Consider the following 26,428-nt stretch of genomic DNA (forward strand, 5'->3'; position numbering starts at 1 on the left):
AAACAGTCCACATTATTAAAAACTTGACGCGGACTGTTTGATCACTTCAATCGTTATTTCTTGTAGACTTCATCGATTGCCGCCTGGAAAGGCGTTTTATACGTCTCGATGACCGTGGATACGGATTGGCCTTTGTTAATCTCGTCAGCGAACTCATAATAAGGCATACTCGGGAAGGTGTTCATATTGTCGAGATAATACCTATTAGAAGCTATTCGAACATTATTGATATCATCTTCGTTGGTAAACATCGTCTCGTACCAGCCTTGGAGAGGGAAATCGTAAATCGTTTCGTAATCTTCGATTTTCTCCATGATATAAACGAGCTGCTCAGGATTCGGAACCGCTTTCGGAATAACAAAAGCCCCTGGATTGTTTTCATGTGAATAGAAGACAGACCCATTCGGCCCTTTAGGGAATGGAATAAAGCCGATATCGAAGTCTTTCATGTCGTTCTTTAAACCAGTAGCCTCATAAACTCCGCTAAAATACAACAATGTGTTTCCTTGACGAAAAAATTGACTTGGCTCCGTCCAATCGCCGCCCTCGGAAGGTCTAGCTATTTTTTCGGTTGACAGTCGGGACATGAAGTTCAAAGCCTCAACGGTTTTGGGATCATCCAGGTTCTGCTTATCCTCTTTCGTCAAGCTCGCCTCGTTGGAAGCAAGCGCCGCATCCAGAACCCCGGCACCTGCCAATCCCCATGTATCAAGCTTTCCATCGTTGTTCGTATCTTTATTAGCCTCTTTGGCCACTTGAACGAACGTTTCCCAGTTCCAAGTATCTTCATTAACATATTCTTGAAGCGGCTTCATGCCGAGATTGTTCATCAACGTACGATTGTAGAAGAATCCGATTGCTCCCCCTGGGTACCCGCCAAAACCATATCCTTTCCCGTTATAGTGCATAATTCTGTTTGTTACATCCGGGTCGAATACTTTGTCATTTTTTGTATATTCGTCAAGCGGCCATAACAGATCCTGACTTGCCAGCGCAGGAACGGTGTACGATCTGCTTACAGAGATGATATCGCCTACCGGTTCGCCGGAAAGCAGCGATGCCGTAACCTTCTTCTGGTATTCGGCGCCATCGATGACAACATATTCGACCTCGAAGTTATGTTTTTTCTTCAAAGCTTCCAGATTCTTCTTCCTTTGGATGTTATCCGGGTTGTCTTCCCCGATTTCCAAACTCCAGAAGTTTACAATTTTAACGACTCTGCCGCCCATATCGAAATCCATCTCCGGCGTTTCCTTGGAATCTACCGCGCCTTCTGCAGCATCATTCGTCTCCCCTGAAGCATTAGTCGCTGCCGGATCGTTTGATGCCTTATCGGAAGCAGTATTGGTGCTTCCTGGATTGTTTTCGCTGTTGCTTCCGCTGCTGCAAGCCGCTAAAGAAAATATCAACATCAGACTAACAAGCAACATAACCAGTTTTTTGTTATTCATGTTCATCCCCCTGTAATTAAAATGTAATCGCTGTCACTTTGTTGCAAAGTTAATGAAGCGGATAAAAATTAACCCAAAATTCATCGATGTCGGAATGATGCCAATCGTCTCCGACCCCTTTGCCAAACAAGAATCGCCTTTTTTGACAACTACGCCTTTCAGCTTGTGCTGCTATCCATTCCGCGCCTATCACCTCCTGGCCGCTTCAACTCCATAAAATTCAGTTGAAAGCGCTATCAAATCCATTACACATCGCGCATGGAACGAAATAAATCGATTTAGTGTCCCTCCTTGCTTCTTTAAAATCATATTGTAAAAAATCAATGCAAACCTTCATTTTTTAGACATGGATATAGCATTATTTAGTCATGACCCAATCAAGGCGGAATAAAAATCTCGTCATGCTTGAGTCAAGTTTTCTGGATCAGTTGCAGGAAATTGATGGATTTACACCATACGCAAGCAAAAAACGCGCAAGGGAACCGAGCGCTATTCTCGGATCGCTTGCGCGTTTTTTGCTTGCATTTGAGCCGTTTGCGGTACGTCCCATGCCGTCAATATACAAGCCTAATGAACGGATAACTTGTTGGCGCCGTCATCTAAAGTGCCGAATTTCCACGTCTTTTGTACGTTCTTGCCTTGTAAAGAGAGGGTGCTACTCCCATATATTTATTGAATTTCACATGGAAGTAGTTGACGTTGGAAATTCCTACACGGGTGGCGGCTTCATGGACCTTGAGACCGCTCTCAAGCAAAACCTTGGCTTTGCGGATTCGCACCTTATCCAAATAAGTGCGGAATGTGTCGCCTGTGACGCTTTTAAACAGCCTGCCCAAATAACCGCTATTATAATGAAAGAGGTCTCCAAGCGTTTTCAGCTTCAAATTCTCGGAGTAATGACGTTCAACAAAATCCAAAATTCGTTTAATAACCGTATCCTTGCAGTTCATTCCTATCTGATCAAGAAGATACAACAATCTATCTTCAATCATCCTATGCAACGCCCTAAGGTCAATCTGCTCATAAATTTCGGAAATGATAGGTAAAGCGTGCTGCACGTAGGAATATGAGGTTTTATTTATTTTTACCAGGTTGATAAGCACGAGCGATACCCACTGTGAGGTGGCGGCTTTAATGGCTTGCTCCGTGTTATCAAATTGCACGATCGAATACAATCCTTCCTTAAGCACGCAGCGCAACATGGTTCGGCTTCCGATATCGATCGCGTAATATAATTTTTCGGATAATTCAACAATATCAGGCTCCTCCTTAGGCGTTAAACTTGGGCTAGGAGCGATAATTTTCTTCTCCCCTCGGTTCAGAAACTCATTTTTTAATAAATATACAGCCTCGGAATAAGATTTCCCAATATCGGCGATAGATTCGACAATTATAATACTTATTTAAGTTCGTTTCCCGTAAAACGATACCAACCTTTGAATCAAACAGGAATACGATACCTTCATCGCGATCTTCAAAATATCTTTCTAATTTCAGTTTGATTTGTTCAAGTACAATATCATTATTTTTCGGTGAATGCAGCTTTAGAAGCAGCACCCGATACAGCGGCCAATTTATTGAAGGAAGCGAACTCGGCTGATGGCCTTGTAAATTTGCCAAAAGTATTGATATCACTTGACGCTCCCTTGACGCTCTTACAGACGGCTCGGATTTCTTTTGCATTAGCATTCCAAGATTTTCTTCGTCAAAAAGAATGACCTTCTGCATTGGAATCCCCCTTAATCGTAATCAAACAGCTATCAGAATGCCCTTTCATTATTTCTGATCATATAAAACTATTTATAATGACACCTTAATTTTCACGTCAGAGAATAGCATTATATAGACATCCATCCATTTTTGATTAAGGGGGCGATATCTTGAATAACGTTTATTTGAATTGGTTTACCAATGACGAGCAATTCCCGTTTTTTCGCTGGCTTCAACAGGTTAATATTATACAAAATGATATATGTTTTATCCATTCTATCCGTCATGACTTGTCGCTAACATAAAGAGGATTAACAAAAATAGAAATCATGAGAATCAATGGAATGGAAGAAGGCTTTGCAAGCGACTGAAGATACCATTTAAAAACGCCGATTCAAAGACAATTGGGAGTCCCTCGGATCATTTTGGGTTCCTGAATGGTACAAGAACGCCAAATTCGGATTCTTTATGGAAGGTGATATCTTGAATACAGTTTATTTGAATTGGTTTACCAATGACGAGCAATTCCCGTTTTTTATTCAATATGGCGGGCACGACGAGGATATGGATCTTCATAAGCATGATAACTTCACCGAACTCGTGATTGTATTGAGCGGGAATGCTACGCATATTGTCAATTCTGAAGCTTATTTTATTAAGAAGGGAAACGTATTTGTCATTAATGGCGCTACCCCCCATGCTTTCAAAAATCCTCATGAATTTAAAATTTGCAATATTATGTTTCGGCCCGAAATACTTCGGAGCGCCGGTCCGGATTTAAGGACCTCCAACGGCTTTCAGGCGCTTTTCATTTTGGAACCGTTTTATCGCAATATTCATTCTTTTCAAAGCAGGCTTAATTTGTCGATTCCAAGCATGGAACACGTCTCATCGATCATCTCCGTCATGATCAACGAATATAACAACAAGCTTCAGGGCTATCAGACGATGCTCATTTCCCGGTTTATGGAGCTCGTCGTCCATTTGTCCAGACAATATGACAGTCAGGAGAATGGAACAGACAACAATCTGATGCATCTGGCGAATGCGATCTCCTACATTGAAGATCATTATCTCGGGCCTCTTACTCTGGAGGAAGTCGCGGCCAGATCCAAAATTTCGGTTCGGCACAAATTGATCGCTTATTATGTGGAGCATGCGGGCGGAAACGAAATCGGCATTCAGCAGGCTGCTGCATCCGAACCGCTCCAGGAGGTCGTTGATTACATTCATACCCATTACCGCGACAACCTGACGATCCGGGAACTGGCCGAGAGGGTACATCTGCATCCGAGTTATTTCATTCGTGTATTCAAACGCCACTTTGGCGCCTCTCCGATTCAATTTATCAACAAAAAAAGGATAGAGGAAGCGAAGCGGCTGCTGACAACAACAAATATCCCGCTTTCCGAGATCGGCGACTCCGTCGGCATCCCCGACATCTGCTACTTATCGAAGTTGTTCAAATCGATGACAGGTTTCTCTCCATCCATATACCGGCAAACACATTATCTGATTTCGGACAAAGTCCGACTGCAGCGTCACTCGACGTCGCGGTCAGACTGAATCGCACCCTCTATCGGGCGATGATTCCGCGCTGACTGCACGAGTCCCTCGGATCATTTCGAGTTCCTGAATGGTACAAGAATGCCAAATTCGGCATCTTTATCCATTGGGGCCTTTATTCCGTGCCGGCTTACTTAAACGAATGGTATTCGCGCATTTGGCATCCGAAGATTCATCCTATGTCTCCGGTCAATTCCTGCATGTCACGGGAGGAGTTATCGTGAACGGATAATCATCGGCGATCACGTTAATCTTCGGTTGGAGCGATGCGCTGCCAAGCGCACAAAAACGCCACCGCTTCATGCGGTGGCGTCATTTTTACTCCGAAACCGGTCTCATCGTTCGCAGCATACCATAGATGCCGTTCAGCTTGTCTTCCGGAACAAACCTGAATTCCACTTGCGATTTCCCCTTCACGATCTCTGCAGGGATCAGATAGCGCTTCGTGATAAAGTCGCGTCTCCACCCCCAGGATGACTGCTCGCGTACAAGCAATTCGCCATCCGCATAAATGTTCATCACCCGATCGTGATTGATACAGAAATACATCACCTGAAGCACGTTCTCGCTTTCCGGATCGACGTTAAGCTTATAGCTGAACCATCCGCCGGGATGCGCCAATCTTCCATTTTGTCCGTCCCAGGCTCCACTGAACGTTTCTTGTCCTTGTACTTCATGCTGGAGCTCGTATTGATCATTACCGACCTGGACGCTGTCGATCGTCGCCTCTTTCACAAGCCGCTCCATTCGTCCAAGCGCCAAATGGCGTTTCAGCTCTTCAGAGTCCGCTTCGACAATATTCCAATAGATGCCGTAACGCTCCTGATGCTGCTTATAATGCGGGGTAAATACAAGCCGCTCGTCCTCATCGGTATTTCGGAGCCTGAAGACAAGCTGGCCGTCTTCCTTCACCAGGTGCCGCTCGATATCGCCCAGCCACTGCTGCGGGCTTATTCCCTGGGGAATAATAAAATCCTTCACAAGCATTCTGCGTGTCGGCACGCTTACCATAATCCCCGTACTCGCCTGGGCCATGTCCTCTGTTCCGAGCGCCGCGCTTAATACGACCGGCCCATATTGAAAACCGACCGCATAGCGATTATCCGGCAGGCCGGAGTAAAACACCTTCATCGGGAGCTTTAGAGTAAGCATATCGCCATGGTTCCATTTACGGTCGATCACGAAGTAATGGTCCTTGACTTCGAGAGCCAACGGCTCACCGTTCAAGTGCGCTTCGATATCTCCCCGAACCCAGTACGGAATGCGAAGATGAAGCTTGAGCGCCCTCGGCTGCCGATCTTCCGTCTCAAGCCGGAGCGTTACGCAGTCGCTGTCCGGGATGCCGGAGCTTAGAGCAAGACGTACTTGCTGCTCGCTCCAGTCTAATGTGGAGCTTACATATTGATTAATATACAGCTCATTCGCTTTATGGAAGTAGATGCTGTCGCCCAGCTTCGTAAAGCTCTCCATCCCCGTTCCCGTACAGCACCAGAAGTGCTCGAACGGCGAGCTGTAGATCTTGAAGTATCCTGTCGCCATCGGCTGAAAATACATGGTCATGCCCGTTTCGGGATTTTGCGAGGAAAGGATCGCGTTCATATAGGTCGTCTCGTAGAAGTCCGCATACTTCCGGTCTCCGGTCAGCTTGAACAGCTCGCGGGTCAGCTTCAGCATGTTGTAGCTATTGCACGTTTCGCAGGTGATATCCGTACGTCTCTGATCGAGCGATTCCGGCTCACCAAAATGCTCCGACTCGCTGTTGCCGCCGGTCATATAACTGTGGTGATAAACTACGATATCCCAGAAATTCATAGCCGCTTCCAGATAGAAACGCTCGTTTTCCCCCAGTACGAGAAAACGGTTCAACGCTCCCAAAAATTTCGGAATCGTCGTGTTTGCATGCTTCCCCCTCAAAATATCCCGGCCTTGCCGGGTCGCCTCAAACAAAGGGAGCTCGTCGAATTTGTGAGCCGCCTCCAGATGCTTCGGATCGCCGGAAATTTTATACAGGTCATAGAGGCAGTCATTCATCCCCCCATACTCGACGGCCAGTACGGTCGCTTGGAGCTCGTCTGACCAACGGGATGTCCGCGACGCCACCCAGTCACCCAATTTCACAACCGTGTCGAAGGCGACCTTGGATTGAGTTGCTTGGTATACGGATATCAATCCCGCAATAATCTTGTGCATCGTATACCAGGGAACCCATGCTGGTTGCTTCTTCTCGATATTATCAATGAGCGTTTCAGGAAATGCGGAGAGATAACCGCTTTCAAACTGGCATTCCGACAATTCGTTTGCCATATACGTCAGTCTCTCCAGCATCACCGGATCCTTCGTCGCGGAGTACGCTTGCGCGCATGCCGACAGATAATGGCCGAGCGTATGCCCGCGAATCTCCGTATCCTCCCATCCCGGGTATTTCACTGCCTTCGGCTTGAGCCCCCGGGTTTCCCGGAATCCGGCCAGCAGCCTGTCAACATTATAGCTGTTCAAGTATTCGAGTTCCTTCTCGAAAGCATTGGCTTGATAGTCTCCGGTAAGCACCACTTGATCCAGTCCGAAATGGTGCAAAGCAATTCGCTGCAGCGTCGCTTCATTCCTGTTCATCATCCATTCACCTTCCATGTCCCTTTGTGATCGCATTTCCTTACTATCCCCAGTTTACCGTTTTACGACTAACAAGGTAAATGGCGAAACGTTCGAATTTGTGTAAAAAAGTCAGGTTTAATTCCAATCGTTGACTGCGCTGAGGATATGGAAATTCGGCGGACATAAGGTTATGATTAAACCAGTTAAGTGAAAAAAGGACAGAAAGGTGGCGTCTACTCTAAATGATCGGCTATACCTTTAACGTAGAAAAACCGTTAACATTGACGATGACCGGCAAATTCGTTTCACCGTCCCCCGAATGGATGCATATGAACAGAGTGCTCATGGATTATGAATTGTTCATACAGACCAATGGACAGTTATACATTGCAGATGACGAGGAGCGGCACGTCCTGCAGGAAGGGGAGTTTCTTCTTATGGCTCCCCGTACCAGGCAATTCGGCTATCAGGGGTCCGACTGCAGCTTTTATTGGCTTCATTTTACTGCAGAGGAACAATCAGCGGCTCCAATACTCATCGAGAGGTATGAAGCCCAAACGGGACGTATGATGATACCGCGTAAAGGCGCGCTGCAGCGTTCGGATAAGATCATCGTCATGATGAAACAGCTGCAGGACTCCGTTCGAAGCTATCAAGACCCGACGCTGAATAACTTTTTGGCAACGAGTATTCTATACGAGCTGTACAAGCAATGCGATCCGGGCACAAACGCCGTAAAAAAAGAGCTGAAGCAGCTTCAGCTCTACAACGATATCGTCGACTATATCAAGTGGCACCGCTTCGAACCGCTGAAGGTGTCCCGGATCGCGGATCATTTTGGTTATAATGCCAAATACTTGTCACACCTGTTCTCAACAATTTCCGGCGTGTCTCTCAAGCACTTTATTATGCAGCAAAAGATCGAAGCCGCGTCCTTTCTCCTGACGGATACTAATCAAAGCATCAGCGAAATCGCGATGCAGCTCGGCTATTGCGACAGCCATCATTTTATGAAGTCGTTCAAGCAGATGACGAATCTTACACCGACCGGCTTCCGCAATGCATCAGCGAACAGATTGTTGTATTACAACTGAGATCAGCCGCTTATTTCAATCCTCGTGCTTAGAAAGCTCAAGCACCGCACAGATACTAATCAGAGCATCAGCGAAATCGCGATGCAGCTCGGCTATTGCGACAGCCATCATATGAAGTCGTTCAAGCAGATGACGAAGACCCACTATTTAATGATCAGGTTGAAAATACACGGAATTTTCCTCAAATAAGTGACGTGAACCTTCGGAGTTATTCAATCATACGCCCATTTTCCAGACATACAATGTGTAATAGACCAGATTTAAAAAGGATGTGAAACTGTGGCGCATACATCAATTTCCAATAAACCTATAAAATTCTCTTTGAATCCGCATCGTGAAAATACTGTATTCCAAGATCAATGGATTCCTCTCACGCCGATCGAGAAAATGTCGGAAACCAACTATGATGTGATCATCGTCGGCACCGGGGCGGGGGGCGGTGCCGCCCTCTGGCGATTATGCGAGCAATGGGGAAGAAACGGCAAACGGATCGGAGTCGTAGAAGCCGGGGATTTGTTGTTACCAACGGCATCAGGCAATATTCCTACTGTAAATGGTGAAATTTGGGGTAAACTGTGGACCAGAAATATTGATCCTACTGGCATAATAGCCCTTGGCGGGCAAACCCTTTTTTGGGGATTGGAAAGTCCCCGCTTTGACCCATCGGCTTTCATAACATGGCCGATTACCTACAAAGATATCTTGCCCTATTATTTAATCGCCGAACAGGTAATGAATGTGACAACAGCCTACACAAGAGATTCCGCCCTTCAGCAAGTGCTGCTTGATCGCTCCCGCTCCAACGGGTTCCCCGAGGCGCAAACGATGCCGATCGCAATCGATCTGGGAACAACGAAGTACGGACAGGTTCATTCCAACCCTATTTTCAGCTCCATTAACTTCATCGCCTACGCCATTAATATTCGCTCCATTGATCTCTCGGTTAATACTCCGGTCGTACAGGTTCTTACCGATAAGGGAAGAGCCGCAGGAGTTAAAGTGATGACTGCGGATAAGAAGACGTATACGTTATCGGCAAAAACGGTGATTCTTTCGGCAAGCACCTTCAATACGCCGCGTATTTTGTTGAATTCCAACATTCCGGGCGAAGCCATAGGCAGATATCTTAAGGAACATGCTACTGTTTCCGCTGATGTAAAGACTAGAAGAGACGAATATCCCGAGGTGTTAGGGACATCACGGATTTATGTTCCGGATTCGGCTGAACGCGGATTTCAATTGCTCGCTCTCGGGCCCGGAATATCTTCGCCATTTGCCGAGAAACCGCTTGCTGAAGAGATTAACTTTAGATTTCAAACCTACGGACCTCTTGAACCAAGACCTGATAACCGCGTCTTTCTCGATCCTGGAAGACTCGATCCATATGGCATTCCTCGATTGAACGTCCAATATTCATACAACAGCCGAGATTTGGAGCGCATTGAAAGAATGTTTGAGGGTACAAGAAAATTTATATCCAGTATGAATTTTACCCTTCAGGAACCGCCTGAATTATGGCAAGCCGGCAATCATTTCTCAGGAACATGCCGAATGGGCAACGATCCTGCTACTTCAGTAACCGATGCTTATGGGCAAGTCCATGGGATAGCAGGTCTCTACGTAGCAGATAACAGCGTCCTGAATCTTACCAGCGGTTCCAATCCAACGTTAACAACTGTTGCATTGGCTATTCGCACGGCAGACCATATCATCGAAACTATGATATAAGCGAGGAGATGAAATGCAGGATGCCGAGAGTGACCCAAGCTTTAAAACCGTTCCATATCGTGTTTATAGCTGGAGAAGACGAATACAAAGCGGAACTGACCCTGCCTATGGTGGCGAAGGAAGCGCAGCAGTACGGAGCGCGGACAACCGTATTGACTGCTTATCCCGACCCTTCCAACCCTTCCAACATCCCTGGACTGGAGGCGCTTGAAGATGCGGATTTGGCCGTTTTCTTCTTGCGTTTTCGGACATTGCCCGAGGAGCAATTTCGCCATATCCGCAATTATATCGAGAAAGGCAAGCCGGTAATCGGATTTCGCACCAGCACACACGCATTTCGTTATCCAGAAGGGCATCCGCTTGAGCCATGGAACACCAAATTCGGAATTGACGTGCTGGGCGCTCCATATAAAGGCCATTATGGACACACCTCGAGCACGGATGTCACTATGAACCCAGAGGCGTATACGCATCCAATCATGAGCGGAATGCCGCTAAATTTTTCAAGTCCATCTTGGTTATATTATATATTGCCTTATCCCCTACCCGAGTCGTCGGAAATATTGTTGTTGGGAAATCCGGTAAATCCCGAACCGGGTGAGGTACCGCCCGTAGTAAATCCAGTGGCTTGGACCTTCAGAAACTATGCCGGAGGACGCACATTCACGACGACAATGGGTCATCCCGATGATTTCAGAAATCCCGTTTTCCGTAAACTTGTCATGAATGCGGTTTTTTGGGAACTGGGTTTGAATCCTGAACAACTTCCTCCGGTGAGTGCATACCCGGAATCTAAACAGTGGATTAACATTACACCCATTGAGATGATGGCGGATACCGATTATGATGTGCTGATCGTCGGAAGCGGGGCTGGTGGCGCAGCCGTTCTATGGCGGCTATGCGAGCAATGGAAGGGAACAGACAAAAAAATCGGCATGATCGAATCGGGTCCGCTGTTATTGCCGTCGCATGCCCGAAATCTTCCGACCTTTAATCAAGAGCGGTTTGTCCGCTATTTTGAAAATCCCCGGATTATGGAATATTTGGAATTCGGACCGGAATTTCCGGATGCCAAAATCTTAAGGGCTCTTGGAGGAAGAACGCTTCAATGGTATTTGATGTCGCCTCGATTAACACCAGCCCAATTCCTCTCCTGGCCGATTCCTTATAAGGAGATAACTCCTTACTATCTGATCGCTGAACAAATGATGAATGTGACCACCAAGTATGCAGAGGGTTCGGATATTCAGGAAGTTATTCTCAATCGCCTTCGATCAAATGGATTTCCGGATGCCCAGGCTTTGCCCTCTGCCATTGATCTTCAAGTTTCCCAGTACGGTCAGTTTCACTCAGCTGTCTTTTACAGTTCCATCAATTTATTGGCCTACGCCATGAATCTCAGGCCCTTTGATTTGGCTGTAAATGCCCGGGCGGTCCAAGTGATGACCGACAATGGAAGGGCCTCAGGCGTGAAGGTAATGACCTCCTCCAAGGAGACATACACGATTAGGGCCAAGACGGTGGTGCTATCAGCAGGCACATGGGAAACGCCGCGCCTTCTTCTTAGTTCCGGCATTCCCGGGAAGGCCATCGGACATTATTTGGTTACACATCCCAAATTAACCGCTGTCGCCAAAGGAAGGCGGGATCAATTTGGCGAAGTATCGGGAATTATCAGCCTCATGATACCAAATCCCGATAATCAAAGATTGTTGATTACGGGTATAGGCATTGATCCTGAAGATTATTATTGGTATGCCTTCAGAAATAAACCGTTTTTGGATGAACTGAAATTCCGGTTTTTCGGTCCCGGTACGATGGAAGCGCGTTATGAAAACCATGTGTACCTTAACCCGGCAAAACGGGATGATTTCGGCATGCCCAAATTGCAAGTTGAATTTTCTTACAGTAATCAGGACCGGGTCATGATAGAAGAGATGTTCCGATTTATGCGAAATGCAGTGGCCGTGATGGGGTTGGAATTTGATGTGGAACCCTTCCTGCTTTCTCCGGGGAATGTCAATCATGAATCCGGAACCTGCCAGATCGGAATCGATCCGGATACTTCTGCAACCAACTTGTACGGTCAAATCCACGGTGTACCCGGTCTTTTTGTGGCTGACAATAGCGTCGTGCGTCTTACGGGACCTGCGAATCCAACGCTAACAACCACAGCTTTAGCCATTCGTACAGCCGATTATATCATCGATCAAATGAAATAATTGGGCAGGTGAATAAATAGCGCCTAAAAGGTCAAAAAGCGGTACCCGTCCGTACCGCGCTCGGGGCGCTCATCATTAAGGGCGGCTTGGAACCGAAGACCGTGGAAGCTGCTCCTTGACCCGCCTGCGCCCCTGCCGACATGGCCTGCCCAATTAACCTGTCGTTGCTAAATGATGCGCGCGAAAAGCCGGGCACACACGCAACCATAGAAGCTGCCTGTTGCATGATCCTTGAAGCGTGCCAACATCTCGACTGATTTACTCCGGTTACACTCGAACATGGAGTCATCATAAATTAGAGTGCTGGAAAGCAACAAAAGTGAATCGCTTCCCTGTAAAGATACTGTTTATCGGTATCTGAATCACAGCGGGTATGCATGGCGGCGTTTTCTGCTATCGCTTAGTACCGAAACCGTTCAGCGGGTTGAGAGATTAACCTCAGCCAGCAGAGTGACTTGCTTGACAACCGATTCGTCGTCGTCTAATTCCAAACGATCAAGGAGTTGTGTCAGTCTGTCTTCGAGCATCTGCTGCAATGTCCGATAGTCAGGCTGCTCATAAATGTCGCTAATGATCGGAAAAACGTCTTGTACGGCAAGCTGCGCAATTTCATTCCTTTTCGACAGTTTGGTTAGCGTAAGCGAGATCCATTGCGCGGTCAACGTTTTAACAGCTTGCTCCGCTCCGTCGAAATGCGCGATCGACAGCAATCCTTCCTCAAGCATGCGACACATTAACGACCGGTTTCCGGTATCGAAAGCTTGACAGAACTTATTGGATAATGTACCCGTATCTGGCGCCTCCTGCGGCACAATCGTAAAGGTATTGTCAATCACGCTCTTTTCTCGCCCCGGAAAAAACTCTTTTTTCATCAACTCTGTGGCTTCGAAATAAGATTTCCCAATATCCGCAACAGCCTTTACCGCTCCCCCCGCAAATGCAATAAATGACGTATTTACGGCTGCGAGCGCTTCCTCAAATTCACAATTTAAATGCTTCGCATCAAACTGATCTCTACCTCCTCGCATCACGATTCCTATTTTCGAATCTATACGGAAGACCAGCCCCTCTTTGCGTTCTTCGAAATGTCTCGCCAATTTCTGCTTAATCACTTCAAGCAATACGCTTATGTTGCCGACCGGCGGGCAAACGCAAAGCGTCCCGGCCATTGCGGGCTTGGCCAATCACTTCAAAGCCGTGGCGCTTCCAATCGACCTTCACCAGCAATTCTTGAAGGTCTTTATTGGGTACCAGAACGACCTTATGCAATGAGAAACCTCCTCTCTGCTTGATCCTGGAAAAACAAAAGACGCTCCCATGCAAGTGGGCTGCGTCCTTCGCATGTCCGCTCTAACAAACTGCCGCTTAGGCTAAGTCGCCGCCGGCATATAATCGAACCAATTAAAAACTCTGCCCCTTTTTGCCTGCGGCATACATCGTGCCAGTTAACAAGATCCTTGCTGTGAAACATGGGAACACCAGGGAAATATTCAAAAGAGCTGGTCACCACATAATAATCATCCCCGACCCGGCAGATGCTTGGATCAGGATAAAAACCGGGAATAACTGGATTGGTGTTGGCTAAATTATGCTATTCCATGACCCGATAATTAAGGATTACTGTTTATCTGTGTTATACAATTTCAAATAAGTTCATACCGCTTTAAACTTCGGAACGAATTGATCTTTGGTCGAATTATAAGGGTATCGATTTAGAAATGCTAAAATTCAAAAGATCATCAAATGTGTATGGACGCTGATTGGAGGATACGATAATATGCCCGAACTTTGCGAATATCCGTTTCGAAATCCCGATCTCCCGCTCGAAACAAGGGTGAACGATCTTGTCTCCCGCTTCACGCTGGAAGAGAAAATCAACTTGATGTGCCAGTTTCAGGATGAAATCGAACGTCTTGGAGTCAAAAAATACAAACACGGTACGGAAGCCTCGCACGGCATCGCGTGGCTCGGCAAAGCGACGATGTTCCCGCAGCCGACCGGACTAGCCTGCACGTGGGATACTGAGCTCATGAGACGCGTCGGTGAAGTCATCGGGGTAGAGGCGCGGGGCTTTTACCACCGCAATCCGGCCTTGAACGGCTTGACGTTGTGGGCGCCGACGGTCGATATGGAACGGGATCCGCGTTGGGGCCGGAACGAGGAGGCCTACGGAGAAGATCCTCATCTGACGGGCAAGCTCGCCGCGGCGCTTGTCCAAGGCATTCAGGGGGATCACCCCTTCTATTTGCGAGCAGTCGCCAGCCTGAAGCATTTTCTTGGAAATAATAACGAAATCGACCGAGGGACATGCTCCGTGAGCATCGATCCGCGAAACATGAGGGAATATTACTTGAAGGCGTTTGAAATTCCGTTCAAAGAAGGCGGAGCCCAGTCCATGATGACGGCTTACAACTCCGTCAACGGAGTTCCCGCTAACATCAATCCGCAGGTGGTCGACGTGGTCAAGCGGGAATGGGGCATGGACGGCTTCGTTGTCAGCGATGCGGGCGACGTGCTCGGCACCGTTAACGATCACAAATATTACGTTTCGTACAAGGAAGCCGTCGCTTCCTCCGTGCTGAACGGCATCGACAGCATCACGGACGACCACCCATTGTCGAAGCAAGCGCTGCGGGACGCCCTGGCGGAAGGACTGCTGACCGAGAACGATATCGATATCGCGCTTCGCAATACGTTCCGCGTCCGGATGCGGCTCGGCGAATTCGACCCGGACGAACGCAATCCATACTCCGGGATCGACGAATCAGTCATCCTTGCGCCCGAGCATAAGGAAGCGGCGAAAGAAGCGGCGCTCAAAGGGATCGTTCTGCTCAAGAACGAAGGCGCGGCATTACCGCTCAACGCAGGCGATTTGAAAAGCGTAGCTATCGTCGGGCCGTTGGCCGGAATCGTCTATCGCGACTCGTACAGCGGGTCGCTGCCTTACGCCGTAACTCCGATTGAAGCAATCATCAAGAAGATGGAGGGCCGGGGTCAAACTTTGTATGCGAGCGGCAACGACCGGGTGAAGCTGTCTGCGGCCGACAAGTTCGTGAGGGTGCGTCAAGACGGCAAACTCGCAGCCGACTTGACGCGAATATCGGACGCTGATGTGTTCGAGATGACGGACTGGGGCTGGCGGGCAAACACGTTGGTATCCGAAAGCACGGGTAAATACGTGACGACGGACGATCGGAATTTGTCAGCGGATTCGGAGGAGATTTTCGGCTGGTTCACTAAGGAAACGTTTCTTCTCGACGTAGCCGGAAACGGCAGACTGAACCTCTCGACTTGGAACGGGGCCGCCGTCGGCCTCGGAGCGAATGGTCTTCTCGCCGTCGATCCGAAGCTGGCAGAGGCGCGTTCGACGCTTGGCTCTCCGGAAGAGAACGCAGAATCCGCGGCCAAAGCATCATCAGGCGCGATGGAGGTCGCATCAGTCTCCTTAGACGCGCTCAAAGTGACGGACGGCTTGCAGGAAGCGATCAAGGCGGCCCGCGGGACGGGCGCAGCGGTCGTGTTCGTCGGGAATCATCCGCTCATCAACGGCAAAGAAACGACTGACAGGCCAGACATCACGCTGCCGGAAGCGCAGCAGCGCCTCATCCGCGAAGTAGCCGCAGTGAACCCAAGGACGATCGTCGTCATTGTCGGCAGTTACCCATTCGCCCTTGGGGGAATCGAGAATCTCGTTTCCGCGATCCTGTACACCTCGCACGCAGGTCCGGAGCTCGGGAGCGCGTTGGCGGACGTCCTGTTTGGCGATTACGCGCCCGCTGGCCGGCTGAATATGACCTGGTACCGCTCCACCGATCAGCTTCCAGATTACATGGACTACGATATTATCGCGGGCGAGCGAACTTATCAATATTTCCGGGGCGAAGCCCTGTATCCGTTCGGTCATGGATTGACGTACTCCGAGTTCGTCTATGAAGAATTGTGCATCGATGGGAACAAGATCGGGATGGACAGCGAGACTGCCATTAGCGTAACCGTACGGAATGCCGGGAACATCGCGAGCGACGAAGTCGTTCAGTTGTACGTCCGGGCGAACGAATCCCGCATCAAGCGGCCTCTCAAGCAATTGCTCGGCTTCCGCCGGATCCATCTTGCTCCCGGCCGCAGCGAAACGGTGTGCTTCACGCTCAAGGCTTCCGATCTTGCATTCTGGGACGTTACCCGCGATCGCTGGTGCGTTGAATCAGGAACCAGTACGGTCATGATCGGCCGCTCTTCCGGGGACATTAAGCTGTACGCGAACCTCACCGTGGACGGCGAAACCGTTCCTCCCCGCAATTTGCGTCTGCCCGCGGCCGCGGTCAACTATGACGGATATGCCGGCATCATCATCGACGAGTGCAAGGAAGGCGGCAGCAGCGCCGCCGCCGTGCGGAGCGGAGCCTGGATCCGTTTCGACGATGCAGAGTTCGGAGCACGCGGCGCCTCTTGCTTCGAAGTGCGGGCCTCCTCTACCGAGGGGGGAGCCTTGGAGATCCGAACCGGGGGGCCGGATGGCGAACTCATCGGCATTTGCGCCATCCCATCCACCGGGGGCACGCAATCGTGGCATACGCTGACCTGCTCGGCTGCATTGCCGGGCGCCCGGCAGTCAATCTGTTTGAAGATGGACGCCGACATTCGATTGTCTTGGTTCCGATTCATATAACTGCCTTATTCCTCTCGGCATTCGCCGAGGGGATTTTTTATTCTACCTCAATTATAGCTCCCTGAGTATTTACGAGGAAACTAAACGATTTCTCCGAAAAAGATCGCGCTAGATATAAAGCCATATTCGAAGAATTGAAGGATCACATCGACGAAAAAACCAAGCGGCTACTGACCGCCCCTATGGTCAAATCTTTGGGATTCGGCGGTCAAAAGGTCATCTTCGAACTATTTATTGGACATGGTATAGTATGATTTAGTCATCGTTAAATTAGGATTTCCAATCTAATTTACTACGAGATCCATGATTGACTTACTCAGGGAAATCTTCATATAAATACTGCTTTTTCGCTGTGAGAAATGATTAGCAATAAGTCCGGGTGAAGACGAAAAAGGTACCGGGGCTTCGCAAGGAAGCGGCCCGGTACCTTTTTGTTATCCATGATAAATTAGCTCTTCACGGTATCTGGTGCCGTGCGGGGGAGAGTCTCGATAGATCCAGGCAAATCTGTTCTTGCACTCGACCGTATGGAATAGCCCCCTACTCTAGCCTTTTCTAAACTTCTTGTAAAATATGCCGCCTGCAATAAAAAGCAATGCAATGCCCGCTGCCCAATAAATCTGCCTATTCGGCTTGTCCTGCGTCGCCGTTTCACCATCCGAAACTGACGTCTCCTCCCCGGCCTGAGCTGAATCGTCAGCCCCCTCCGTTTGCTCCTGGGCATCGGCCTCATCCGCCGGTACAGTACCGGTCACCTTGCTTCCGCTCACCGACAACCTGTAGTCGAGCACAGCGCCGCTCCAAAAATGCAGCTTCAGCATCACCTCTCCATCATTCACTTCGTTAAAGAATTCGCTGGTCAGATCCGCCAAATTCAATTTGTAATCGGGCTCGAAAGAATGGCCGTATTCCTTAAAGGACGTCCAACTGGCGGGACCGGCATTGCCCCCTCCTTTGTAGACGGCCTCCATCGTTGCTAGTTTGTCCCCGTTATAGTTAACTGGAATGATGAACATGGATCTCGTCCCTATTGCTTTTTGGACAGTTGGATGATCGTAGCGGATAACGTGAAGCTTCCAGTCGGCGCCGGCCGAGAAGGTGCATGTTAGCGTCACGCTCTCGCCGAGGGCCTCCGGAACATGGCCGCGGAGAAAATCCGCCTTAAGCGTCAGCTGGTCTCCGCTGATCATGTAGTCATCGCCGGCCGCAAGCAGACGATCATCAACTTTTATTCCGGTCAAGGTGTTTCCGTTTAAATTCAGCTTTACCAGCACATCCTCCGCCTCTTCGCCAGGTAGCAGATAGATCGAGTCGGAAGCCGCATTCGATGACCGGCCGTTCAAGCTTGCCATCATGACTTCATAGAACGCGGGATTGTTCCATGTATACGAGCGACGGTCAAAGTGCTGGCCGTTGTCCCAAAGCATATGCGTCATTCGCTTCTCGCGAGCATAATAGGTGAAGAATTCCAAAAACTTCAGGATTTCGCCATGCTGGATCGTCTCTATTTTCTTGTCGAAGCCCAGAAGACCGAACTCGCCGATAATGACAGGAATTCCCCGCGCGACAAAGGTGTCATAAGCTCGGTCAAAGGCTTGGACAATGTCCTCTCTCGCGGTTTCGTCGAATGTGGTAACACCTCCAAGATTTACACTGAATGGATAATAGCCGTAATAATGAATCGTAGCGATCAGATTCGGATCATCCAGCCTTTCAATGGTCTTGTAAAGCTCCCGCATGCGAGCTTCTGACGGGCTTGCCGTTACTGTCGGGAGTACAAGCGGACGTGTTGCATTAAACCCGCCGCTGCTCCGCACGATTTGGTGAAAGGCAGTGTTTAACTCGTCCAACATCTCGAAATAGACCGGCTCATCCTTGTTCCAATCGTCCGAGAAGCGCGGCTCATTAATGCTCTCAAACATGAGCTTGCTCGGATAATCTTTAAAAAGGAGCGTAATCTGGCGCCACACGGCCTTGTACTTCTCCATCACCGTCTCGCGCTCGTTCTCCATGTTCAGCAACCAGTGCGAATCATGGTGAATGTTAATCATGACGTAAAGTCCCGCGTCCAGCGACCAATCGACAACCTCCCGAATTCGGTCAGCAAAAGCTTCTTGAATGATATATTCCGGATCGCTGCCTAACCGGTGATTCCATGTAATTGGAATCCGTATGCTGCGGTAGCCTTGATCCCTGAGCGCTTGAATGAACTCTTCTGTCACAACAGGGTTGCCCCACGACGTTTCTTCTCCGGCCGCATCAAACGTATTGCCTAGATTCCAGCCCGGCTGCATGTCTTCAACGTACTGCTGCAGGCTTCCCTCGATCGGTTCTGCATGGATGCGGACATCTGTGTAAAAATTTCCGATTACCAAGACCATGATCATAAGTATGCTGATGTACTTACCTTGTGTAATTCTTGCCGCACCTACCATTCCATCACCTCTTTTATATTGGCAATCAGCTTGTCTGCAGCTTTGGTATGGGTTGCCTCCGATGGATGCCAATCTGCACCGAAGTCGTCTTCCCACAATTGAACGTCAAACTTCATAACCGAAATATTGGTATCGCCGGTTTGATTCGTATAAGCTGCGGCTGCTTGCTCCATTAGTGGCAGCATATCTCACAGTAAGGCTGGTTGCAGCAGGAACATTGTTGAACTGAATGCCATTGCCGCTCCTGCAGGGATATTGACCGGCACGGTCACGCTAGTGTAGGCACCATTCCAAGTGCCATTCCCGGTGAAGGCGAGTTGTAATTCAAGGCTTGCTCGTTGGTTTCCCAGTCGATGGAGGAACCGTTGTAAGCCTTGCCGCTGAAGGTATAGCGGCCGTTGTTCCTTGTGTTCATCTTGGTAGTCTCCTTTTTTAAATCCTGAGTTTTTGAAAGCGCTTTCCGATTGATTATATTAAACAGCTTGATTATAAACCTTGATTTTTAGGCCGGAAAATAGCAGGATATAGACATCGTTCAACCCTATTGTTGCTAATACTAAAGGAAGCTTCCGAACAAAATACAGAGCGCGCAAATATTGGAAAGCAAATAAAGTGAACCCTAAGCTTATCCCAACTTTGATAATGAAAGTTCGTCCGAGCAAGTCTCATAGGTTTGCAATAAATGAAGATATTCGCCGAGCCATTTTTTTGTTCGCGGGATGCGTTCCAGATAAAGAAAGAACCTCGATATCTTGCTGCGAGGTTCTTTCAATTTCATGTCATGTAATAAGAGTAGCAGTTTATTCAAATCAAGTTCCTCAAACTGCTGGAAGAGCTTATTATTTATTTCCTGACTAGCCATGGGAGACCGTAACGGTGACAGATGTAACCGTAACATTCCCTGCACGATCTTCGGCTCTATAGTTAATCGTATAAACAAGAGGTTCCGTACCCTTGGCTTTTTTAGCCAGCAGCATAAACTCGGTATCGAATGTGCCGAATTCGGCCTGTTGAACCATGGATTCGTAGCTGTCGACGGCTGTGTTTGGCGTAATAAACAGCAGAACAACGGATTCCACCTGCGACAGCCCATCTTCAGCTTTAACTGTAGCTTTTACACTAACCAGTTTGTTGTTAGCTGGCAACAAGGTTTCCTTATCCAGAACAACGTTCAGGGTTGGAGCAACCGTATCAATGATCAAGCTTCTGTACGCCCACTCCGACCAGGTACCATGATTGTTCTTCGCACGTACCTTGATCGACCAATTTCCGTCTGCCAATCCGCTCAATTTATAGGAATTGGATGTGCCCGCCAGCTCACCGCTGTCCATACCGACCGTCTTCCAACCGTCGCTGGAGGCTTGAACCTGATAGGCAGCTTGGGTATCCCCATAATAAGCGTCAAGGAAAGTCCAGTCAAGCTGCGGACTGTTCGAGTTGATCGCCTGACCTTCCTCATACGAGGTGATCGAGACGGACGGAGCGCTAGGCGCTTTGCCGGTAACGCTCGTGCCGTTTTTCGTAACCTTATATTCAAGTACCGCGCCGCTTCGGAAATAGAACGTCAGAACAACTTCGTCACCGCTTGTTACTTCTTTGAAGAAGTTCTCTGTGAGAAGGATTTCATTCGTTGCATAAGAAAGCTTGTATGACTCGGCAATCGCTTTGTACGAAGTCCAGTTAGCCGGCCCGGCGTTGCCCCCTTTCGTGTACACGGCCTCCATCGTGGCAAGACGGTCGCCGTTGAAGGCAGTTGGAATTGCAAAATTCGTGTTGGAGCCTTCTGCGTTTTGTTGAACCGGTGTGTCGTTATACATGACATGGAAGGTCCAATCTACACCTTTGTTGAAATGGGCCTTCAATACGGCGACCTCGCCCAATTGAGCCGATTGGATCAACTTTGCAATGAATCCTGCTTTCAAGACCAGGTCATTGCCATTCACCACATAATCGCTTCCTGCGGTCAAGCTTTCATTTCCAGCGGTGATGCCGGTCAGATTGTTGCCGTTCAAGTTCAAATGCATGACGGTGTCCTGGGCCGGAGCACCCTTCTTGATGAAGATCAGATCGGATTCGGCGGTGGAGGAACGGCCTTCCAAGCCCGCCATGATGTAATTGTAAGTATCCTGGTCATTCCACTTATACGTGGAACGGTCAAAACGGGAGGTGTTGTCCCACAGCATATGGGTCATTTTATTCTGTTTGAAAACATAGGTAGAATACTCGAAGAACTTGTTCGCCTCGCCTTTCTCGGGCACATCGTCCCCGGCACCCCAGCTATCCCAGCCGAACACTCCGAATTCGCCTATAACAACGGGAACTCCTTTCGCTATGAACGTATTATACGCTCTCGCGGCCAATCCATCGATATCCTTAGCTGTGTCTCCATTATGCTCAAACGTCGAGTAGCCGGCAATGTTTATACCGAACGGCCAGAAGCCGTAAAAATGTATGGTGGCGATTAAATTCTTGTCGTTCAGCTTCGCCATCGTGCTTGCAAGATAATCCATATCCAGTTGACCGCCATTCGTAACTAACGTCGGCAATACAAGCGGACGAACGTCATTGGCACCCCCCGATGCTCTTACAATATGGAAGAAGGAGGTATTGAGCTCATCAAGCAACTCGTTCTGCTTCGCATTATCAACGTTGACAAATTGCGGTTCGTTGACGCTTTCAAACATCAGTTTGTTGGAATGATTCTTGAACCGGTCGGCAATTTGCGTCCAGAGCGCATTATATTGGGCCAAGACGGCGTCATGATTCGTCGGCATCTGGTTGATCCACCTAATGTTGTCGTGGTGAAGGTTGATCATGACATACAGACCCGCATCAAGCGACCAGTCCACAACTTGCTGAATCCGGTTCATCCAGGCCGGATCAACCGTGTAATCCGGTGCGGCGCCCGTATGACCGCCCCATTCCCATGTAGTCGGAATGCGGATACTTTTGAAGCCCTGTCTGGCAATTTCATTAATGAAATCCTGGGTTACGGTATCCTGGACTTCTTGCACCCAGTCCCCCCCAAATGCATCAAATGTATTGCCCAGGTTATATCCGGGCTGCATAGCGTCTACATAGTCCTGGATGGTGCCGGTTGGAACAGGGGCCGGAGCCGGAGCCGGCGATTCGGATATTACTGCTCCTACAGGTGCGCTGTCATTAGCTGCGACGGGAATCGCGCACATCAGCAGAAGTAAAACGGACACAAATAATGAAACGATTGATTGGGTGAATCCACTCGACTTTTTACTTGTTTTCATCAACTAGTCTCCTTTATTAATTTTTATTTGAAAGCGTATACACTTCTGCTTTCTGATTGATTATAAGTCATCGTTTGACTATTAACCTTGATTTTTAGGACATCATCTAGTACAAAAGAGACATATAAGCCGTAAGGAGAACATGTCTCCTTACGGCTTGTTTCATGCGATAGGCAGCTCCCATTCAATACCATGCCAAGAAAGCCGAGGCAACAGCGGATCCTGCTCTACCATTCGGATGCGCATCGAACTCGCTCGACATATATTCAGGCATAATCAGGTTATCGCGAGGAGCCGCTTGCGAGAGTACTTCCGCAATATCGAATATTCGATCAACTCCGGCAATAACATGACTTCGTATAGCCTGATTCACATCCCTCCAGACAAGCTCCTGCGCGTCGGTCAGACTGTATGGGGGCACGGTGCAAAGGATGACCGACATATCGATACGGCTGTCTTTAAGGATGGACACAATGGTTTGCAGATCCTCCAGCAGCTGAGGGGCGCTTCGTCCGGTCGTACTTATATCGTTGACCCCCAATGCTATGACAACCTCATCGCTTTGCTTGGCTTTGCTCAGCCAAGCCTTGTCGCTTGCGGCATCGTAAGCTCGCGCCCACCCCGATCCGAGATTCCATACCCTGTATTCCGGGCCAAGCCCCTCCGCAATGCGGGCAACCCAGGTCCGGACGCGTTCGCACGCCTTGGGTAATGGAATCGCCCAAGAACGCAATACGCTTTGCTCCCTCACGCTCGCAGCCGATGAAATCCGGCAGAAACAGACAATTTACGGATTTTTGGAAACCGTCGGCTCTGATTTGGACGGCTGCATGCCCGGGCGCATCGTAGGCGGACACCAATGGGCTTTCCGTATTGTAGGGAAAGCTTACGCCAGCAGCCAATGTCGTAATCGTCCACGAAAATACCAAATAATGCTCCTCCGGGATCATGATCCGGGCGGCATCGCTCCAAAACTTCTCTCCCGGCATAACCAACCTGGCGATCGTCGAATCGAACGTTACCGGAATTTGCGTACCCTCTACAACGCTTCCATCAGGCAGCCTCCCGCCATCAGCAATGTAAGCGGACTCGATTTTCCACGAGCCTCCAATCAGATTGGCGCTCGATTCAGAGCCGTCTGCCCATGTAGAATCCACCAGATTGCTGCACCAGAATCTCAGCTTTAATTCCCCGCATTCCGTTGTCTTGATATAAGCTCTGTACGTATGGGTAAAAGCGGAATCGCTTTTCATAATAAAATTTTTGGCCGTAGATTGAACCGTCGCCGAAGCATAAGAACTCCACCACATGGATACTTTCCCCCCTGTCTATTGTTGAAACTTTATGCCATTAAGTGAAGCTTATCGCCATAGAAAATTTCGTTTTCTTAGCCATGCCTCACAGAGTTCCGGCCAAGCCTTCACTTCAGGATGACCATCGGCTAAACCTAGTCCATGTCCGCCGCTTTCAAATACATGCAAATCAAAAGGCACCTGATGGCGGCTAAGAGCTCCAGCAAAAAGCAAACTATTTTCAACCGGAACGTTCTCGTCATCCGCCGCATGCCAAAGAAACGTTGGCGGGGTGTCTTCTGTCACTTGCTTTTCAGTGGACAATAAAGCAATAAGCGATTCATCCGGAAAATCGCCAAGCAGATGGTGCATGGACGGTTGATGACCATACGCTCCGAATGTGATGACCGGATAACACAAGATTAGCAAATTCGGACGGCTGCTCTGTCTTTCTATCGGATCGGATGACTGGTTATCTCCAGTGTCATACAAAGTGCCCGTTGCGGATGCCAAGTGACCGCCTGCGGATAAGCCCAAAATGCCGACTCGCTCCGGATCGATGTTCCAATCCTTTGCATAATGTCTTACGGTCCGTACAGCCCGCTGCGCATCCTGAAGCGGAATCGGATGTTGATACGGCGATACCCGGTAATTCAGGACGAAAGCGGATATGCCGAGCCCGTTTAACCACTTGGCAACCGGCTCGCCTTCGTGCGCGGCGCGTCTGAGATATCTCCCGCCCGGACATACGATGACTGCAGGGCAAAGGTCTTTTCCATGCACTGGGTATACACTCAAACTCGGACATCCCTGGTTCTCATCGCCAATGCTTTCTTTGGATGCTCCAGACCATAATTCAATCGTACTCATATTGCCCCCATCAAGAAATTAATTGAACGTTAGAGCCCTTAAAGTACGTGTTCAAAAAACGTGATCAAATGGCGGCTTTTTGAACAACCTTTTAAAGACTCCGGTATTGAAAGTTTTTGAACATAACCTTCCCTTCCCCGCATGTGTCCAATCCGATTCGCAAGGCTAGGAAGCCTCCCAGCGCATTGTGATGGAAGCCAGATGCTTCGAACGAATGCGGAAGTTTCCGCCATGTGCTGCCGTCATGACTATAGAAATAGATTACCTCATGCTCTAAATTGCGCAATCGCATATGAACACTTTTTCCGTTGAATGGAATGCACGGCGCAGGCCATCCGCGAAGTATGCCATAGATCCCCTCTTCAGAAATCCCCATGCCGCTATAATACATTTGATTATAGAAGAGAAGGAGTCTTCCCTGGCTGCCCGCTTCAATGGCTACCTCCACGGTAACCTCGTAATTGTGATCTTCCGGCATAAAGACGAGCGGCGACACACCCTCTGAAGCCTGGAGAACAATTGCATCTCCTGTAAACGCGTATCGTTCCTTGTCATGCTGCTTAAAGAAGCTCCATTGCAGCCCAAGCCGATCCGATGTGAAGGAATCGGAATGCGGCAAGCCATGCTCGACAGCCGCACCTTCCGGCTTGGCAATCGGTTGATCTGTGGAAATGTCCTCCGGTACTCGGAACCAACCGTCTGCCGTCCATTCAATCGGCTCCAGCAACGTTTGCCTGCCTAATGGATAATTATTTTTTTCGTAAGCATGGTACAGGATCCACCATTCTCCGTTCGGCGTATCGACCAAGGTGCCATGTCCTTTCGAATACCAGCGCTCATCGCGGCTTTGGGTGCGAATGATCGGATTGTATGGGGAGTTCTCGAACGGTCCCCACGGGTTTTTGGAACGCGCGGATATAACCATATGGCTCGTCGGAGGACCAGATGTTCCGCCTTGCGCGGACGTCAGATAGTAATAACCGTTGCGATAGAATAACTTGGGCGACTCAAGAAACTTCCCTTCCACCACCCATTCATCCGGAAACTGCCATCCGTCATAGACATGAACGGTTTCCCCTTCAATCGAAAGACCGTCTTTGGAAAGCTTGGTCATATAACCGCCGCCGGTATGCAAATACCGGTTGCCTTCTTGGTCGACCACGTGCCCCGGATCAATCGCTTCCAAGCCTAACTGGACAGACTCGCTCCATGGTCCTTCGGGTGCCGGCGCAGTTAGCGCCACGATTTTTCCGTCCACAGGCACATAGATATAATACGTGCCCTCATATACAATGAAATCCGGCGCCCAGACATCCCCGATATAGCGATCCAGCGCCTTGCCAACCGGACGCCAGTTGACCAAATCCTTCGAATGCCAGATCAAGAGCCCCGGGGTGAATGTAAAGCTGGAATGCGTCATGTAATAGTCGTTGCCTACTCGCAATACGGAAGGATCGGCATAGTCTCCGGCTAACACCGGATTCCGATAGGTGCCGTTCCCCAAGTCCCCTTTTCTAATATCCTTGGTCATCATTTCTT

20 protein-coding genes and 1 pseudogene are annotated in these 26,428 nt (G+C 48.9%); 6 read left to right on the forward strand and 15 right to left on the reverse strand.

The genetic code is table 11. The features are described 5' to 3' along the window. Positions 1-53: 53 nt before the first annotated feature. From ASG81_RS13225 to ASG81_RS13235, 3 genes are all read right to left on the reverse strand, one after another. Entirely contained in the window at positions 54-1,451 is a 1,398-nt protein-coding gene (locus tag ASG81_RS13225) for an ABC transporter substrate-binding protein (RefSeq protein WP_056634610.1), read from the reverse strand. Between the two features lie 599 nt (positions 1,452-2,050). Continuing rightward, entirely contained in the window at positions 2,051-2,653 is a 603-nt protein-coding gene (locus tag ASG81_RS13230) for a helix-turn-helix domain-containing protein (protein ID WP_056634612.1), read from the reverse strand. A gap of 124 nt (positions 2,654-2,777) precedes the next feature. After that, positions 2,778-3,179: a hypothetical protein gene (locus tag ASG81_RS13235; protein ID WP_056634615.1), complete on the reverse strand. Its 402-nt coding sequence runs from the start codon at positions 3,177-3,179 to the stop codon at positions 2,778-2,780. Positions 3,180-3,644: 465 nt separating this feature from the next. Here ASG81_RS13235 and ASG81_RS29885 point away from each other — a divergent pair, with 465 nt between their 5' ends. Continuing rightward, complete coding sequence (locus ASG81_RS29885; RefSeq protein ID WP_081417318.1) at positions 3,645-4,727, forward strand: AraC family transcriptional regulator; 1,083 nt, start codon at positions 3,645-3,647, stop codon at positions 4,725-4,727. 101 nt (positions 4,728-4,828) lie between these two features. Continuing rightward, positions 4,829-4,951 carry a hypothetical protein gene (locus ASG81_RS33690; protein WP_327205170.1) on the forward strand — a complete coding sequence of 41 codons (123 nt, stop codon included), beginning with the start codon at positions 4,829-4,831 and terminating at the stop codon, positions 4,949-4,951. 94 nt (positions 4,952-5,045) lie between these two features. Here ASG81_RS33690 and ASG81_RS13245 read toward each other — a convergent pair whose 3' ends face one another. Beyond that, positions 5,046-7,340: a glycoside hydrolase family 127 protein gene (locus ASG81_RS13245; protein ID WP_081417319.1), complete on the reverse strand. Its 2,295-nt coding sequence runs from the start codon at positions 7,338-7,340 to the stop codon at positions 5,046-5,048. A 221-nt stretch (positions 7,341-7,561) separates the two neighbouring features. Between ASG81_RS13245 and ASG81_RS13250 the strand changes: the two genes are divergently transcribed. The 3 genes from ASG81_RS13250 to ASG81_RS13260 all read left to right on the forward strand — a co-directional run bounded on the left by ASG81_RS13250 (position 7,562) and on the right by ASG81_RS13260 (position 12,363). After that, a complete protein-coding gene (locus tag ASG81_RS13250; protein ID WP_056634620.1) occupies positions 7,562-8,413 on the forward strand; it encodes an AraC family transcriptional regulator in 852 nt (283 codons plus the stop codon). A gap of 279 nt (positions 8,414-8,692) precedes the next feature. Then, positions 8,693-10,141, forward strand: a complete 1,449-nt coding sequence (locus ASG81_RS13255; protein WP_056634623.1) for a GMC oxidoreductase — start codon at positions 8,693-8,695, stop codon at positions 10,139-10,141. A gap of 20 nt (positions 10,142-10,161) precedes the next feature. Continuing rightward, positions 10,162-12,363, forward strand: coding sequence for a GMC oxidoreductase (locus ASG81_RS13260; protein ID WP_162255027.1), 2,202 nt, complete (start codon positions 10,162-10,164; stop codon positions 12,361-12,363). Between the two features lie 416 nt (positions 12,364-12,779). Here the strand turns inward: ASG81_RS13260 and ASG81_RS13265 are convergent, their stop codons facing one another. The 3 genes and pseudogenes from ASG81_RS13265 to ASG81_RS33970 all read right to left on the reverse strand — a co-directional run. Continuing rightward, on the reverse strand, positions 12,780-13,475 hold the full coding sequence (locus ASG81_RS13265) for a hypothetical protein (RefSeq protein WP_056634626.1): 696 nt from the start codon (positions 13,473-13,475) through the stop codon (positions 12,780-12,782). Between the two features lies 1 nt (position 13,476). After that, a complete protein-coding gene (locus ASG81_RS31640; protein WP_162255028.1) occupies positions 13,477-13,632 on the reverse strand; it encodes a hypothetical protein in 156 nt (51 codons plus the stop codon). A 163-nt stretch (positions 13,633-13,795) separates the two neighbouring features. After that, positions 13,796-13,927, reverse strand: a pseudogene (locus tag ASG81_RS33970) (family 43 glycosylhydrolase); the annotation flags it as partial. 213 nt (positions 13,928-14,140) lie between these two features. Between ASG81_RS33970 and ASG81_RS13270 the strand changes: the two are divergent. Further along, on the forward strand, positions 14,141-17,029 hold the full coding sequence (locus ASG81_RS13270) for a glycoside hydrolase family 3 protein (RefSeq protein WP_056634629.1): 2,889 nt from the start codon (positions 14,141-14,143) through the stop codon (positions 17,027-17,029). A gap of 545 nt (positions 17,030-17,574) precedes the next feature. On the opposite strand, the gene ASG81_RS13275 is transcribed toward ASG81_RS13270, so the two are convergent. The 8 genes from ASG81_RS13275 to ASG81_RS13305 form a co-directional block, all read right to left on the reverse strand. Beyond that, positions 17,575-19,464 (reverse strand): cellulase family glycosylhydrolase, encoded by a 1,890-nt coding sequence (locus tag ASG81_RS13275; RefSeq protein ID WP_081417321.1) that lies wholly within the window; start codon positions 19,462-19,464, stop codon positions 17,575-17,577. Then, complete coding sequence (locus ASG81_RS13280; protein ID WP_155971497.1) at positions 19,458-19,649, reverse strand: hypothetical protein; 192 nt, start codon at positions 19,647-19,649, stop codon at positions 19,458-19,460. Before ASG81_RS13280 ends, ASG81_RS13275 begins: the two co-directional genes overlap by 7 nt. A gap of 83 nt (positions 19,650-19,732) precedes the next feature. Next, entirely contained in the window at positions 19,733-19,879 is a 147-nt protein-coding gene (locus ASG81_RS30875; protein WP_155971499.1) for a hypothetical protein, read from the reverse strand. A gap of 439 nt (positions 19,880-20,318) precedes the next feature. Then, complete coding sequence (locus ASG81_RS13290; protein ID WP_081417322.1) at positions 20,319-22,727, reverse strand: cellulase family glycosylhydrolase; 2,409 nt, start codon at positions 22,725-22,727, stop codon at positions 20,319-20,321. A gap of 184 nt (positions 22,728-22,911) precedes the next feature. Beyond that, complete coding sequence (locus ASG81_RS32790; RefSeq protein WP_235548861.1) at positions 22,912-23,397, reverse strand: SGNH/GDSL hydrolase family protein; 486 nt, start codon at positions 23,395-23,397, stop codon at positions 22,912-22,914. After that, entirely contained in the window at positions 23,282-24,037 is a 756-nt protein-coding gene (locus ASG81_RS13295; RefSeq protein WP_235548862.1) for a hypothetical protein, read from the reverse strand. The genes ASG81_RS32790 and ASG81_RS13295 overlap by 116 nt, the downstream gene beginning before the upstream one ends. A gap of 51 nt (positions 24,038-24,088) precedes the next feature. After that, on the reverse strand, positions 24,089-24,889 hold the full coding sequence (locus ASG81_RS13300) for an alpha/beta hydrolase (RefSeq protein ID WP_056634638.1): 801 nt from the start codon (positions 24,887-24,889) through the stop codon (positions 24,089-24,091). 91 nt (positions 24,890-24,980) lie between these two features. Beyond that, entirely contained in the window at positions 24,981-26,423 is a 1,443-nt protein-coding gene (locus ASG81_RS13305) for a family 43 glycosylhydrolase (RefSeq protein WP_056634641.1), read from the reverse strand. Positions 26,424-26,428 lie beyond the last annotated feature (5 nt).

The sequence above is a fragment of the Paenibacillus sp. Soil522 genome (genome assembly GCF_001428245.1).
In the GTDB taxonomy this organism is placed as follows: domain Bacteria; phylum Bacillota; class Bacilli; order Paenibacillales; family Paenibacillaceae; genus Pristimantibacillus.